Origin of the sequence: Burkholderia sp. Tr-20390, assembly GCF_017104595.1 — a bacterium.
Lineage (GTDB): Bacteria > Pseudomonadota > Gammaproteobacteria > Burkholderiales > Burkholderiaceae > Burkholderia.
Genome location: NZ_JAAGPC010000088.1, coordinates 1 through 13,010, shown reverse-complemented (window position 1 = coordinate 13,010; position 13,010 = coordinate 1). Strand labels below are relative to the sequence as shown.

General features: G+C 67.6%; 15 protein-coding genes. 6 read left to right on the top strand and 9 right to left on the bottom strand.

Annotated elements, in window-relative coordinates; genetic code table 11:
- Positions 1-39 precede the first annotated feature (39 nt).
- Positions 40-1,602, bottom strand: a complete 1,563-nt coding sequence (locus G3N98_RS22665; protein ID WP_206149270.1) for an AMP-binding protein — start codon at positions 1,600-1,602, stop codon at positions 40-42.
- Positions 1,603-1,847: 245 nt separating this feature from the next.
- Between G3N98_RS22665 and ybaK the strand changes: the two genes are divergently transcribed.
- Together ybaK and plsY are read left to right on the top strand one after the other, a co-directional pair.
- A complete protein-coding gene (gene ybaK / locus G3N98_RS22660; RefSeq protein ID WP_011353000.1) occupies positions 1,848-2,339 on the top strand; it encodes a Cys-tRNA(Pro) deacylase in 492 nt (163 codons plus the stop codon).
- Positions 2,340-2,447: 108 nt separating this feature from the next.
- Complete coding sequence (plsY, locus tag G3N98_RS22655; protein ID WP_206149269.1) at positions 2,448-3,086, top strand: glycerol-3-phosphate 1-O-acyltransferase PlsY; 639 nt, start codon at positions 2,448-2,450, stop codon at positions 3,084-3,086.
- 78 nt (positions 3,087-3,164) lie between these two features.
- Here the strand turns inward: plsY and G3N98_RS22650 are convergent, their stop codons facing one another.
- On the bottom strand, positions 3,165-3,650 hold the full coding sequence (locus G3N98_RS22650) for a YajQ family cyclic di-GMP-binding protein (RefSeq protein ID WP_039368282.1): 486 nt from the start codon (positions 3,648-3,650) through the stop codon (positions 3,165-3,167).
- Between the two features lie 137 nt (positions 3,651-3,787).
- Here G3N98_RS22650 and murB point away from each other — a divergent pair, with 137 nt between their 5' ends.
- On the top strand, positions 3,788-4,837 hold the full coding sequence (gene murB / locus G3N98_RS22645; RefSeq protein WP_206149268.1) for a UDP-N-acetylmuramate dehydrogenase: 1,050 nt from the start codon (positions 3,788-3,790) through the stop codon (positions 4,835-4,837).
- A 91-nt stretch (positions 4,838-4,928) separates the two neighbouring features.
- Here the strand turns inward: murB and argF are convergent, their stop codons facing one another.
- Positions 4,929-5,858 (bottom strand): ornithine carbamoyltransferase, encoded by a 930-nt coding sequence (argF, locus tag G3N98_RS22640; RefSeq protein WP_089426174.1) that lies wholly within the window; start codon positions 5,856-5,858, stop codon positions 4,929-4,931.
- Between the two features lie 413 nt (positions 5,859-6,271).
- On the opposite strand from argF, the gene G3N98_RS22635 reads away from it, so the two are divergent.
- Positions 6,272-6,592: a DUF3579 domain-containing protein gene (locus G3N98_RS22635; protein ID WP_089426173.1), complete on the top strand. Its 321-nt coding sequence runs from the start codon at positions 6,272-6,274 to the stop codon at positions 6,590-6,592.
- 156 nt (positions 6,593-6,748) lie between these two features.
- On the opposite strand, the gene rpsT is transcribed toward G3N98_RS22635, so the two are convergent.
- On the bottom strand, positions 6,749-7,021 hold the full coding sequence (gene rpsT, locus G3N98_RS22630) for a 30S ribosomal protein S20 (RefSeq protein ID WP_039368270.1): 273 nt from the start codon (positions 7,019-7,021) through the stop codon (positions 6,749-6,751).
- 304 nt (positions 7,022-7,325) lie between these two features.
- Between rpsT and murJ the strand changes: the two genes are divergently transcribed.
- Both murJ and G3N98_RS22620 read left to right on the top strand, forming a co-directional pair.
- A complete protein-coding gene (gene murJ, locus G3N98_RS22625; protein ID WP_046544567.1) occupies positions 7,326-8,876 on the top strand; it encodes a murein biosynthesis integral membrane protein MurJ in 1,551 nt (516 codons plus the stop codon).
- A gap of 8 nt (positions 8,877-8,884) precedes the next feature.
- The gene (locus tag G3N98_RS22620) at positions 8,885-9,727 is read left to right on the top strand and encodes a SirB1 family protein (RefSeq protein WP_089426643.1); all 843 of its coding nucleotides are present in this window, start codon (positions 8,885-8,887) and stop codon (positions 9,725-9,727) included.
- A gap of 64 nt (positions 9,728-9,791) precedes the next feature.
- On the opposite strand, the gene G3N98_RS22615 is transcribed toward G3N98_RS22620, so the two are convergent.
- From G3N98_RS22615 to G3N98_RS22595, 5 genes are all read right to left on the bottom strand, one after another.
- On the bottom strand, positions 9,792-10,550 hold the full coding sequence (locus G3N98_RS22615) for an SDR family NAD(P)-dependent oxidoreductase (RefSeq protein WP_124580966.1): 759 nt from the start codon (positions 10,548-10,550) through the stop codon (positions 9,792-9,794).
- Between the two features lie 294 nt (positions 10,551-10,844).
- Complete coding sequence (adk, locus tag G3N98_RS22610) at positions 10,845-11,507, bottom strand: adenylate kinase (RefSeq protein ID WP_011352990.1); 663 nt, start codon at positions 11,505-11,507, stop codon at positions 10,845-10,847.
- A gap of 208 nt (positions 11,508-11,715) precedes the next feature.
- Positions 11,716-12,501, bottom strand: coding sequence for a 3-deoxy-manno-octulosonate cytidylyltransferase (gene kdsB, locus G3N98_RS22605; protein ID WP_071334980.1), 786 nt, complete (start codon positions 12,499-12,501; stop codon positions 11,716-11,718).
- A 110-nt stretch (positions 12,502-12,611) separates the two neighbouring features.
- On the bottom strand, positions 12,612-12,806 hold the full coding sequence (locus G3N98_RS22600) for a Trm112 family protein (protein ID WP_010090898.1): 195 nt from the start codon (positions 12,804-12,806) through the stop codon (positions 12,612-12,614).
- Positions 12,787-13,010 (bottom strand): tetraacyldisaccharide 4'-kinase (locus G3N98_RS22595; protein WP_206149267.1); only part of this gene is annotated, 224 nt, incomplete at its 5' end. The genes G3N98_RS22600 and G3N98_RS22595, both read right to left, overlap by 20 nt.

Here is a 13,010-nt window from a genome sequence, read left to right as displayed (position 1 = left end):
TGCGGAGCAGGCCGAGTCGCACGCACCGGCCCGCGCGCGTCAGACCAGCTCGCGCAGCTTGTGCTTCAGCACCTTGCCCGTCGATGCGGCCGGCAGCGCGTCGAGTACGCGGATGTGTGCGGGGCGTTTGTAAGGCGCGAGCCGCTCCGCACACCAGGCGTGCAACGCCGCTTCGTCGGCCGTCGCGCCGGGCACTAGTTCGACGAACGCGAGCACTTCCTCGTTGCCTTCGACCGCGCGGCCGATGACGGCCGCCTGCACGACGTCCGGATGCGCGTTCAGCACCTGCTCGACTGCGACCGGATAGACGTTGAAGCCCGACCGGATGATCAGTTCCTTGCTGCGGCCCGCGATCGTTACCGCACCGTCCGTCTCCTGCCGCGCGAGATCGCCGGTGCTCAGCCAGCCGTCCGGCGACACGGCCGCGTGCGTGGCGTCCGCGTTGCGGTAGTAGCCGAGCATCACGTTCGGCCCGCGCACGCGAATCTCGCCGACTTCGCCCGGCGGCACGTCGGTGCCGTCCGGCGCGACGATCCGCATCTCCACGCCGGGAATCGGCACGCCGACCGAGCTGTCGGTGCGCGGGGCGTCGAGCGGCGTCTGCGTGATCGTCGGGCTGCTTTCGGTCATCCCGTAGCCGTTGTGCAGCGGCACGCCGTACAGGCGCTCGACGCGCGCCTTCAGGTTCGCGTCGAGCGGCGAGCCGCCCGAATACGCGAAGCGCAGGCGTGGCGCGCGCCATGCGTGGCCGTGCGTGTGCAGGTGTTCGAGCAGCTTCGCGTGCATCGCGGGCACGCCCTGGAAGATCGTGACGCCTTCGTCGGCGAGCGCGACGCGCACGGCTTCCGGCGAGAAGCGCGGCGCGAGCCGCAGCGTCGCGCCCGCGTACAGGCTGCCGAGGCAGACCGACGCGAGCCCGTACACGTGCGACACGGGCAGCACCGTGTAGACGACGTCGTCGGGCGACACGCGGCGCAGCGTGCTCGACGTCGCCGCGATGAACAGCAGGTTACGATGCGACAGCATCACGCCCTTCGGCGTGCCGGTCGTGCCGGTCGTGTAGATCAGCGCCGCGCATTGCGCGGCACCGTCGGCGGCGACCGGTTCGCCCGGCGCGCTCGCGTCGACGTGGTACGACCACGCACCGATGTCGACCGGCAGCGTGCCGGCGGGTGTCGCACCGTGCCGTTCGGCATGCGTGCGCGCGTCGGGCGAGGCGTCGGTGGTGAACGCAATCAGCTTCGGCCGCGCGTGCGCGGCGATCGCGTCGAGCTCGCCGGCGGACAACCGCGCGTTCGACACGAGCGCCCACGCGTCGAGGCGGGCGGCCGCGAACAGCAGCACGATCTGCGCGACGCAGTTTTCGGCGACGATCATCACGCGGTCGCCGCCTTGCACGCCGAGGTCGGCGAGCAGCGCGGCGGCTGCATCGACGGCCTGCGACAGGTCGCCATACGACAGGCGGCGCGCGTCCTCGATCAGCGCCGGATGCGCGGGCGCCTGCGCGGCCCAGCGTGCGGGCACGTCGGCGATGCGGCGAGGCAGCGCGGCGAGCAGTGCGTCGACGTCGAGCGGCTCGGATGAACGGAGGGACGAGGACATGGCGTCTCCAGAAGAAGGGCGGGCGGCGGCTGACGAGGTTGGCGAACGATCGTGCCATGACCGCGGGCGCGCCACAATCGGCCATTCGGGCAATAGCGCTTCGCGATGTCCGCAATGATGATGGACGGAATCGTTGCGGCGCCGCAGCAGGCCGCCCGGCGAAAAACGGGCCGCGAGTATACCGTCGGTGGGGGCGCGAGGGCGTGATCGCGCGCGCGCCGGTCGTTCACCCTTAAAATGCCGCCATGAGCAAATCCAGGCATGTGTCCGAAACCCCCGCGACCCAGTTGCTGCGCCGCCACGGCGTTGCGTTCGGCGAGCATCCGTACGACTACGTCGAGCACGGCGGCACCGGCGAATCGGCGCGCCAGCTGGGCGTCGACGAGCACAGCGTCGTGAAGACGCTCGTGATGGAAGATGAACACGCGAAGCCGCTGATCGTCCTGATGCACGGCGACCGCACCGTGTCGACGAAGAACCTCGCGCGGCAGATCGGCGCGAAGCGCGTCGAGCCGTGCAAGCCCGAGGTCGCGAACCGCCATTCGGGCTATCTCGTCGGCGGCACGTCGCCGTTCGGCACGCGCAAGGCGATGCCCGTCTACGTCGAGGCGACCATCCTCGAGCTGCCGACGATCTACCTGAACGGCGGGCGTCGCGGCTACCTCGTCAGCCTCGCGCCGGCCGTGCTTACGTCACTGCTCGGCGCGCAGCCCGTGCAGTGCGCCAGTGTCGACTGAGGGTTTCACCTTCGTGGCAGGCGGCGCGCGTTCGGTAGAATGGGCGCCGTTTCGGCGTGCCGCGCGCAGCCGTCCCTTTACCGATACGTTGAAAGAAGAGTCCTCCGCATGCAGATCCTGCTCGCCGCCCTCGTTGCCTACCTGATCGGTTCGGTGTCATTCGCCGTCGTCGTCAGTGGCGCGATGGGCCTGGCCGACCCGCGTTCGTACGGGTCGAAGAATCCCGGCGCGACCAACGTGCTGCGCAGCGGCAACAAGAAAGCCGCGATCCTGACGCTCGTCGGCGATGCATTCAAGGGCTGGATTGCCGTCTGGCTCGCCCGGCGCTTCGGCCTGCCGGACGTCGCGGTCGCATGGGTCGCGATCGCCGTGTTCCTCGGCCACCTGTATCCGGTGTTCTTCCGCTTCCAGGGCGGCAAGGGCGTCGCGACCGCGGCCGGTGTGCTGCTCGCGGTGCACCCGGTGCTCGGGCTCGCGACCGCGCTGACCTGGCTGATCATCGCGTTCTTCTTCCGCTATTCGTCGCTCGCGGCGCTGGTGGCGGCCGTGTTCGCGCCGGTGTTCGACGTGTTCCTGTTCGGCACGAGCCACAACCCGGTCGCATGGGCCGTGCTGGCGATGAGCGTGCTGCTCGTGTGGCGTCACCGCGGCAACATTGCGAAGCTGCTCGCGGGGCAGGAGAGCCGGATCGGCGACAAGAAGAAGGCGGCCGCGGACGGCGGCGCGCAGGACGGCGGGAAAGCCTGAGAAAGTGCGGCACCTGGCCGCAGCCGGGCGCGCCGCGTGTGCGGGCCCGGCGGGATGGCGTGACGGATCGCCCCGCGATCAGTCGCGGAAGTTGTTGAAGTCGAGCGGCGTGTCGGTCACGTCCTTGCGCAGCATCGCGATCACGCTCTGCAGGTCGTCGCGCTTGGTGCCGTTCACGCGCACGGCGTCGCCCTGGATGCTCGCCTGCACCTTGATCTTGCTGTCCTTCACGAGGCGCACGATCTTCTTCGCGAGATCGCCGGTTACGCCCTTCTTCACGGTGACGATCTGCTTGACCTTGTCGCCGCCGATCTTCTCGACCTTGCCGTAGTCGAGGAAGCGCACGTCGACGTTGCGCTTGGCCAGCTTGCCGATCAGCACGTCCTTGACCTGGCCGAGCTTGAAATCGTCATCGGCGAACAGCGTCAGCTCGCGTTCCTTCTGCTCGACGCGCGCGTCGGAGCCCTTGAAGTCGAAGCGCGTCGAAATTTCCTTGTTCGACTGCTCGATGGCGTTCTTCACTTCGATCATGTTCGCTTCGGAAACGACGTCGAACGATGGCATGGCATTCCTCCCTTGAGATGCGGGCACCCGGCTCGCGCGCGGGCACTCGCTATAATTGCGGACTGTTTGCCATTTTACCGATGCCCCTCCGTTTGCCCAAGGCCGGCCATGCGCCGCCCGGGCGAACGTGACCGCGAATGCCGATGCCTTCTGACGATTCCGCCCTGTCGCTGCTTTCCGACTATCCGCTCGCCGCGCACAACACGTTCGGCATCGCCGCGACCGCGCGCTTTGCCGCGCGCATCACGCATGCGTCGCAGTTCGAGGCGCTCCATCGCGACCCGCGCGTCGCGAACCTGCCGCAACTCGTGCTCGGCGGCGGTAGCAACGTCGTGTTCACGCGCGACTTCGACGGCGTCGTGCTGCTCGACGAGATCGCGGGCCGCCGCGTCGTGCGCGAGGACGACGACGCGTGGTACGTCGAGGCCGGCGGCGGCGAGAACTGGCACGCATTCGTCGCGTGGACGCTCGAGCACGGGATGGCGGGCCTCGAGAACCTTGCGCTGATTCCGGGCACCGTCGGCGCCGCGCCGATCCAGAACATCGGCGCATATGGCCTCGAGATGAAGGCGTATTTCGACTCGCTGGTCGCGGTCGAGCTGGCGACGGGGCGCAGCGAGCGTTTCGACGCCGCGCGCTGCGCGTTCGGCTATCGCGACAGCTTCTTCAAGCGGGAAGGGCGCGGCCGGTTCGCGATCGTGTCGGTGACGTTCCGGTTGCCGAAGCAGTGGGCGCCGCGGCTCGGCTACGCGGACGTCACGCGCGAACTCGACGCCCGAGGCATTGCACCCGATGCGGCCACGGCGCGCGACGTGTTCGACGCGGTCGTCGCGATCCGCCGCGCGAAGCTGCCCGATCCGCTCGTCCTCGGCAACGCGGGCAGTTTCTTCAAGAATCCGGTGATCGATGCCGCGCAGTTCGATGCGCTGCGCGCCCGCGCGCCGGAAGTCGTGTCGTATCCGCAGCCGGACGGGCAGGTCAAGCTCGCGGCCGGCTGGCTGATCGACCGCTGCGGCTGGAAGGGGCGCGCGCTGGGCGCGGCGGCCGTGCACGACCGCCAGGCGCTCGTGCTCGTCAATCGCGGCGGCGCGACGGGGGCCGACGTGCTCGCGCTGGCGCAGGCGATCCAGGCCGACGTGCGCGCCCGTTTCGGCGTCGAACTCGAGCCCGAACCGGTCTGCCTGTAACGCGGGTTCAGCACCGCTTTTCCCGCGCCCAAACAAAAAGCGCCGATCGTCGATCGGCGCTTTTTTCATGAGCTGGCGGGTTGCCGGCGCGTCAGTGCTTGAGGCGGCCGAGCAGCAGGAATTCCATCAGCGCCTTCTGCACGTGCAGGCGGTTTTCCGCTTCATCCCACACGACGCTCTGCGGGCCGTCGATCACGCCGGCCGTCACTTCCTCGCCGCGGTGCGCGGGCAGGCAGTGCATGAAGAGGGCGTCCGGGTTCGCGTGCCCCATCATTTCCTCGTCGACGCACCAGTCGGCGAACGCCTGCTTGCGGGCCTCGTTCTCGGCCTCGAAGCCCATGCTCGTCCACACGTCGGTGGTGACGAGGTCGGCGCCCTTGCATGCTTCGTTCGGATCGTCGAACACTTCGTAGAACGGCGCGCTGTCGGGCGACACGAGCTTCATGTCGAGCGCGTAGCCGGGCGGCGTGGACAGGCGCAGCTTGAAGCCGAGGATCTGCGCGGCTTCGATCCACGTGTAGAGCATGTTGTTCGCATCGCCGACCCAGGCAACGGTCTTGCCGGCGATCGGGCCGCGGTGCTCGTAGTACGTGAAGATGTCGGCGAGCACCTGGCACGGGTGGTACTCGTTCGTCAGGCCGTTGATCACCGGCACGCGGGAATTGTCCGCGAAGCGCTTGATGACGTCCTGCTCGAACGTGCGGATCATGATGATGTCGACCATCCGCGAGATGACCTGCGCGGAATCCTCGACGGGTTCGCCGCGGCCGAGCTGCGTGTCGCGCGTGCTCATGAAGACGGCGTGGCCGCCGAGCTGGAAGATCCCGGCTTCGAACGACAGGCGCGTGCGCGTCGAACTCTTCTCGAAGATCATCGCGAGCGTGCGGTCGTGCAGCGGGTGATAGGTCTCGTAGTTCTTGAACTTGCGCTTCAGGATACCCGTGCGTTCGAGCACGTACTCGTAGTCTTCCAGCGAGAAATCCTTGAACTGCAGGTAGTGACGAATGGTTTTGGTGGTCATGAAGCGAAATACGGCGGGTTGCACCCGGCAGCAAGGCCGGACGGCGCCGCCGTCGGGTGTGGATAACTCAAAGCAGCATAAAGGATTTTCTGTGCTTTGACGAGCCGCGGAGAGAAGCGGGGCACGATCGCCGCGCGCGGCAAGCGATGCAGCAGGAGGGGTGTCGGGACGGCGCGCGATGGCGCGCTGCGGTATAATTCAAAAGTTTTCTCCAGCCCGGCAGGCAAGCCTCCTCGCGCTCTGCCGGACACAAGCCGTGCGCTGCACAAATCCGGTGCAGTCCGCCGGTGGCGCGCACCGACGTCCCGTTTTCGGGATATCGGAATGCTTGTGCCGCCGTCCGTTTCAGCTTTGTGTTCGCGTATCCAGGCGCCGTTGCCTGGACATCGCCGGGCCGTCACTTGGGTAACCACATGGCTGAAACCCCTCCGACCGAATTCTTCATTCAGGGCATCACGAAAGACGGGAAAAAGTTTCGCCCGAGCGACTGGTCGGAACGTCTGGCCGGTGTGATGGCCTGCTTCGGGCCGGGGGCGAGCGGGCGGAACGCGCGTCTCCAGTATTCGCTCTACGTGCGTCCGACGATGCTCGGCGACCTGAAATGCGTGATCCTCGATTCCCGGCTGCGCGACGTCGAGCCGATGGCGTTCGATTTCGTGCTGAATTTCGCGAAGGACAACAATCTCGTCGTGACCGAGGCGTGCGAACTGCCGGACTACGACGCGAAGAAGTGATGCCGGCGCGGGCGAGGGCGCTTGCCGCGCCCGCCCTCGTGGCAACTGTCACCGGCCAGCAGGATGCGCTGGCGACGGGCGACAAAAAGCCCGCCTAGGCGGGCTTTTTTGCGATCGCAGGAAACAGGAACGCCCGCGTGAGCGGGCGCACCGGATTTACGCTGCTGCCTGCAGACCCTTGACGGCTGCGGCCAGGCGGCTCTTGCTGCGAGCGGCCTTGTTCTTGTGAACGATCTTCTTGTCGGCGATCGTGTCGATCGTCTTGACGGCAGACTTGAACAGCTCTGCAGCCTTTGCTTGATCGCCGGCGTCGACAGCCTTGCGAACAGCCTTGATCGCGGTACGGAATTTCGAGCGCAGCGCCGAGTTGTGCGAATTTGCCTTCGCGGCCTGGCGGGCGCGCTTGCGTGCTTGTGCGGAGTTAGCCATGACGGTTCCTTATCCTGTCCTGTTTCCAGAGCTTGGAGCCTAGACGGCCAAGCGCTGCTTTTCGATCCGTCCCCTGAGAGCGATTGCCCAGGGGCGCATAAAAAACGGTGATTTTAACCGAGGCAGGGACATGAAAACGGCAGTTGCCGTGCATGTACGAGCCTAGAAACCGGCGATTATAGCAACGAAATCAAGCGCGTGGCAAGTTCAACGTGACACCCGCCGAGGACGGCGCCGAACGCGTGCGCGCTTTTCGGCATCGGCCGCTGGCCGGGCCACGCAACGTCCGTATAATAAGCGCCCCATGAATCTATTCCGAGCCCTGCTGACGGTCAGCGGCTTCACGCTGCTGTCGCGCGTGACCGGACTGGCCCGCGAGACGCTGATCGCCCGTGCGTTCGGCGCCAGTCAATACACCGACGCGTTCTACGTCGCCTTCCGTATCCCGAACCTGCTGCGCCGCCTGTCTGCCGAAGGCGCGTTCTCGCAGGCGTTCGTGCCGATCCTCGCCGAGTTCAAGAACCAGCAGGGGCATGACGCGACGAAAGCGCTCGTCGACGCGATGTCCACCGTGCTGGCGTGGGCGCTTGCCGTGCTGTCGGTGGTCGGGATCGCCGGCGCATCGTGGGTCGTGTTCGCCGTCGCGTCCGGTCTGCACACCGACGGGCAGGCGTTCCCGCTCGCCGTCACGATGACGCAGATCATGTTCCCGTACATCGTGTTCATCTCGCTGACGACGCTCGCCTCCGGCGTGCTGAACACGTACAAGAGCTTCTCGCTGCCCGCGTTCGCGCCGGTGCTGCTCAACGTCGCGTTCATCGCCGCGGCGGTGTTCGTCGCGCCGCACCTGAAGGTGCCGGTGTTCGCGCTCGCATGGGCCGTCATCGTCGGCGGCGTGCTGCAGTTCCTCGTGCAGCTGCCGGGCCTGAAGAAGATCGACATGGTGCCGCTGATCGGCCTCAACCCGCTGCGCGCGCTGCGCCACCCGGGCGTGAAGCGCGTGCTCGCGAAGATGGTGCCCGCGACGTTCGCGGTGTCGGTCGCGCAACTGTCGCTGATCATCAACACCAACATCGCGTCGCGGCTCGGGCAGGGCGCCGTGTCGTGGATCAACTACGCCGACCGCCTGATGGAATTCCCGACGGCGCTGCTGGGCGTCGCGCTCGGCACGATCCTGCTGCCGAGCCTGTCGAAGGCGCACGTCGATGCCGATTCGCACGAGTATTCGGCGCTGCTCGACTGGGGCCTGCGCGTCACGTTCCTGCTCGCGGCGCCGAGTGCGCTCGCGCTGTTCTTCTTCGCGACACCGCTCACCGCGACCCTGTTCAACTACGGCAAGTTCGACGCGCACACCGTCACGATGGTCGCGCGCGCGCTGGCGACTTACGGGATCGGCCTCGTCGGCATCATCCTGATCAAGATCCTCGCGCCGGGCTTCTATGCGAAGCAGGACATCAAGACGCCCGTGAAGATCGCGATCGGCGTGCTGATCGTCACGCAGATCTCGAACTACGTGTTCGTGCCGCTGATCGGCCACGCGGGCCTGACGCTGAGCATCGGCGTCGGCGCGTGCCTGAACTCGCTGCTGCTGTTCATCGGGCTGCGCAAGCGCGGCATCTACCAGCCGTCGCCGGGCTGGCTGCGCTTCTTCGTGCAGCTGATCGGCGCGGCGCTCGTGCTCGCCGGCCTGATGCACTGGCTGTCGATCAGCTTCGACTGGACCGGGATGCGTACGCAGCCGCTCGATCGCATCGCGCTGATGGCCGCGTGCCTCGTGCTGTTCGCTGCACTATATTTCGGTATGTTGTGGGTGATGGGCTTCAAATACGCTTATTTCAGAAGGCGCGCCAAGTGACGACCGCAATGACCCGCGTCCTCGACTACTTCAGCACGCTCGTGGCAGACGACGACAGTCTGCCCGTCACGGAAGCGGCGCTGTCGCTGGCGCAGGACGCGTATCCCGACCTCGACCTGCAGGGCACGCTGGCCGAACTCGACATGCTGGCGGCGCGGTTGCGCCGGCGGCTCACGGACGATGCGGACCTGAAGGGCCGCGTCGCCGCGCTGAACGATTTCTTCTTCCGCGAGCTCGGCTTCGCGTGCAATCACAACGACTACTACGACCCCGATAACAGCCACTTGAACGCCGTGCTGAAGCGGCGGCGCGGGATCCCGATCTCGCTGTCGGTGCTGTACCTGGAGCTCGCCGAGCAGATCGGCGTGCCGGCGCGCGGCGTGTCGTTCCCCGGCCACTTCCTGCTGCGCGTCACGCTGCCGGACGGCGACCTGATCATCGATCCGGCCAACGGCCATTCGCTGTCCGAAGCCGAGATGGTCGAGATGCTCGAGCCGTACGTCGCGCGGGCGGCCGGCGCGGTCGACAGCGCGTTGCGCGCGCTGCTGCAGCCGGCGACGAGCCGCGAGATCATCGCGCGGATGCTGCGCAACCTGAAGACGATCTATCTTCAGACGGAACGCTGGCAGCGGCTGCTCGCGGTGCAGCAGCGGCTCGTGATCCTGTTGCCCGAGCACCTCGACGAAGTCCGCGACCGCGGGTTCGCGTATGCGCGGCTCGATTACCTGCGGCCCGCGCTCGAGGATCTCGAACTGTATCTCGGCGAGCGGCCGGACGCGGACGACGCCACCGTCGTCGAGTCGCAGGTGACCGAATTGCGGCAGCGGATGCAGCGCGACGGCGAGGACTGAGCCGCCGCCACGCCGCCGGAACCCTGAATGAAAGGACGCCCGCATCGCGGGCGTTTTTTTGTGCCTATTTCGGCTGCATCCGGATCGCGCCGTCGAGGCGGATCACCTCGCCGTTGAGCATCGGATTCTCGATGATCTGGCGCACCAGCAGCGCGTATTCGGCCGGTTTGCCGAGCCGCGGCGGGAACGGCACCATCGCGCCGAGCGCGTCCTGCACGTCCTGCGGCATGCCGAGCAGCATCGGCGTCTCGAACAGGCCGGGCGCGATCGTCATCACGCGGATGCCGCTGCGCGACAGGTCGCGCGCGATCGGCAGCGTCATGCCCGCGACGCCGGCTTTCGACGCCGCGTACGCGGCCTGGCCGATCTGCCCGTCGAACGCGGCGACCGACGCGGTGCTGACGATCACGCCGCGCTCGCCGTCCGCGGTCGGCGCGGTGGCCGCCATCGCGGCGGCCGCGAGCCGGATCATGTTGAACGTGCCGACGAGGTTCACATTGATCGTCTTCGCGAACACGTCGAGCGGATGCGCGCCGTCCTTGCCGACGGTCTTCGCGGCGGGCGCGATGCCCGCGCAGTTCACGAGGCCGCGCAGCGTGCCGGCTTGCGTCGCCGCGCTGACGGCCGCCTGCGCGTCGGCTTCGCTCGACACGTCGCAGTGCACGAAGCGGCCGCCCAGTTCGGTCGCGAGCGCGGTGCCCGCCGCGTCGTTCAGGTCGGCGAGCACGACCGTGCCGCCTGCCTGCGCGAGCATCCGCGCGGTGCCGGCGCCGAGGCCCGATGCGCCGCCCGTGATCAGAAACACGTTGCCGCGAATTTCCATGACTGTCTCCGTTGTTGAGCGCCTGTGGCGCTTCAGCGCTCAGGGCGCGGCCGTCCAATGTGGTCACCGCTATCGGCGCTTCGGCGCGGGTTGCGGTTCCGCGCCAAGCGGTTGCCTGGTTCAATGCCGCGCGATGGGTTGAAATGCCGGCGCCCGGGTCACGCGAGCGCCCGCACCCGACCGATTGTACGGGGCACGCTCGCGCGACAGCGGGACCAGAACGGTCGTGCCAATTCCGGCCGGGCAAAAAAAAGCCGCCCGGAAAGGGCGGCTTGCGGGTGCGCGATGCGCTGCTTACTTCAGTGCGCCAAACGCGCGCTCGCGGATTTCCTCGACGCTGCCGAGGCCCGAGATCTTGCGGTACTGCGGTGCCTTCAGGCCGTTTTCCTCGCCGCGCTGCGCCCAGTCGCCGTAGTACGTGATCAGCGGCTTGGTCTGCGCTTCGTACACTTCGAGACGCTTCTTGACGGTTTCTTCCTTGTCGTCGTCGCGCTGGATCAGCGGCTCGCCCGTCACGTCGTCATGGCCTTCGACCTTCGGCGGGTTGAACTTGACGTGGTACGTGCGGCCCGATGCCGGGTGCGTGCGGCGGCCGCTCATGCGCTCGATGATTTCCGAGAACGGCACGTCGATCTCGAGCACGTAGTCGATCGCGACGCCGGCTTCCTTCATCGCGTCAGCCTGCGCGATCGTGCGCGGGAAACCGTCGAACAGATAGCCGTTCGCGCAGTCCGATTCCTTCAGGCGCTCCTTGACGAGGCCGATGATCAGCGCGTCCGGCACGAGCTTGCCCGCGTCCATGTAGCCCTTCGCCTCGACGCCGAGCGGCGTGCCGGCCTTCACGGCCGCGCGCAGCATGTCGCCCGTCGAGATTTGCGGGATGCCGAATTTTTCCTTGATGAAGTTTGCCTGGGTGCCCTTTCCCGCGCCGGGCGCGCCCAACAGGATCAAACGCATGGTGATATCTCCAGTATGTAGATTCGTGTGGCGAGACGAAAAAAGCGCCGGCGACGGTGTGCGCGGGGCTTGCCTGGCGCGTGGCGGACCGGTCTGATGCGGCGCGTCGGGTTGGGCGACGCGCGGCTGCCGGCAGGGCCGCGGGCGGGGTCAAGCGAGGACGCGCTGGTCGCGGACGGCTCGCACAATCGCCTGATTATGCCACGGGTTATTTTGATGACGGCTGAAAAAGGGCCTGCACGCGTGCGAGATCGGCCGGCGTGTCGATGCCGGCTTCCGGTGCGGACTCGGTGATGAGCACTGCGATGCGCTCGCCGTGCCAGAGCGCGCGCAGCTGCTCGAGCTGCTCGGCCTGCTCGATCGGCGCCTGCGCCAATGTCGGATAGGTGCGCAGGAAACGCGCGCGATACGCATAGAGGCCGATGTGCCGGTAGACCGGGAAGGCCGGTGCTGGCATGGCCGCGACGTCGGGCCAGTGCGGCTGGTACGCGTCCCGGCTCCACGGAATCGGCGCGCGCGAGAAGTACAGCGCGACGCTCTGCGCGTCGAGCGCGACCTTCACCACGTTCGGGTTGAACACGTCGGCCGCGTCGTGGATCGGGTGGGCCGCCGTCGCAATCGCGCAGGCCGGATGCGCGGCGAGGTGCGACGCTACGTCGCGCACGAGTACCGGGTCGATCAGCGGCTCGTCACCCTGCACGTTGACGACGACGGTGTCGTCGCTCCACCCGAACGTCGCCGCGACTTCCGCGAGCCGGTCGGTGCCGGACGGATGGTCGGCGCGCGTCAGCACCGCTTCGAAACCGTGATCGCGGGCCGCATCGAGCACGCTCTGCGCGTCGGACGCGACCAGCACCTGCTGCGCGCCCGCTTCGCGCGCGCGTTCGGCGACGCGCACGACCATCGGCTTGCCGCCGAGATCGGCGAGCGGCTTGTTCGGGAGCCGCGTCGACGCGAGCCGGGCGGGAATGACGGCGATGAAGGGTTGAGTCATCGGGGAGGACGGTGAGAAGAACGGAGCGGGCGGCGCGTCGGGTGCGGGCCGCCCGGCGGGTTCGGCGCCCTCGCCGCGGACGGGCCGCTACGAGGGGCGGGGCGGGCGGCTTAGCGGCCGGCCGGGTCGACCGGCGTGCCTTCGACGGTCTGGCGCGCCTCGTCGACCAGCATCACGGGGATGCCGTCGCGGATCGGGTAGGCGAGCTTGTCCGCGTTGCAGATCAGCTCCTGCGCGGCACGGTCATAGTGGAGCGGGCCTTTGCAGATAGGGCACACAAGGATTTCAAGCAGGCGAGCGTCCACGGAGTTTCTCCACAACGAGGGCAATGAGGCGAGGGTCGAGCGCGGCTTCGACGGGGACCACCCACAGTCGGGCGTCGCGCCAGGAAGCGCCCAATTTTACTGCATCCTTCTCGGTGATCAGGATCGCATCGACGGCGTCGTCGACGAACGGATTGTCGGCGAACGCGTAGTGGTCGGGCAGCGCGCGCGTCGCGGGCGCGAGAA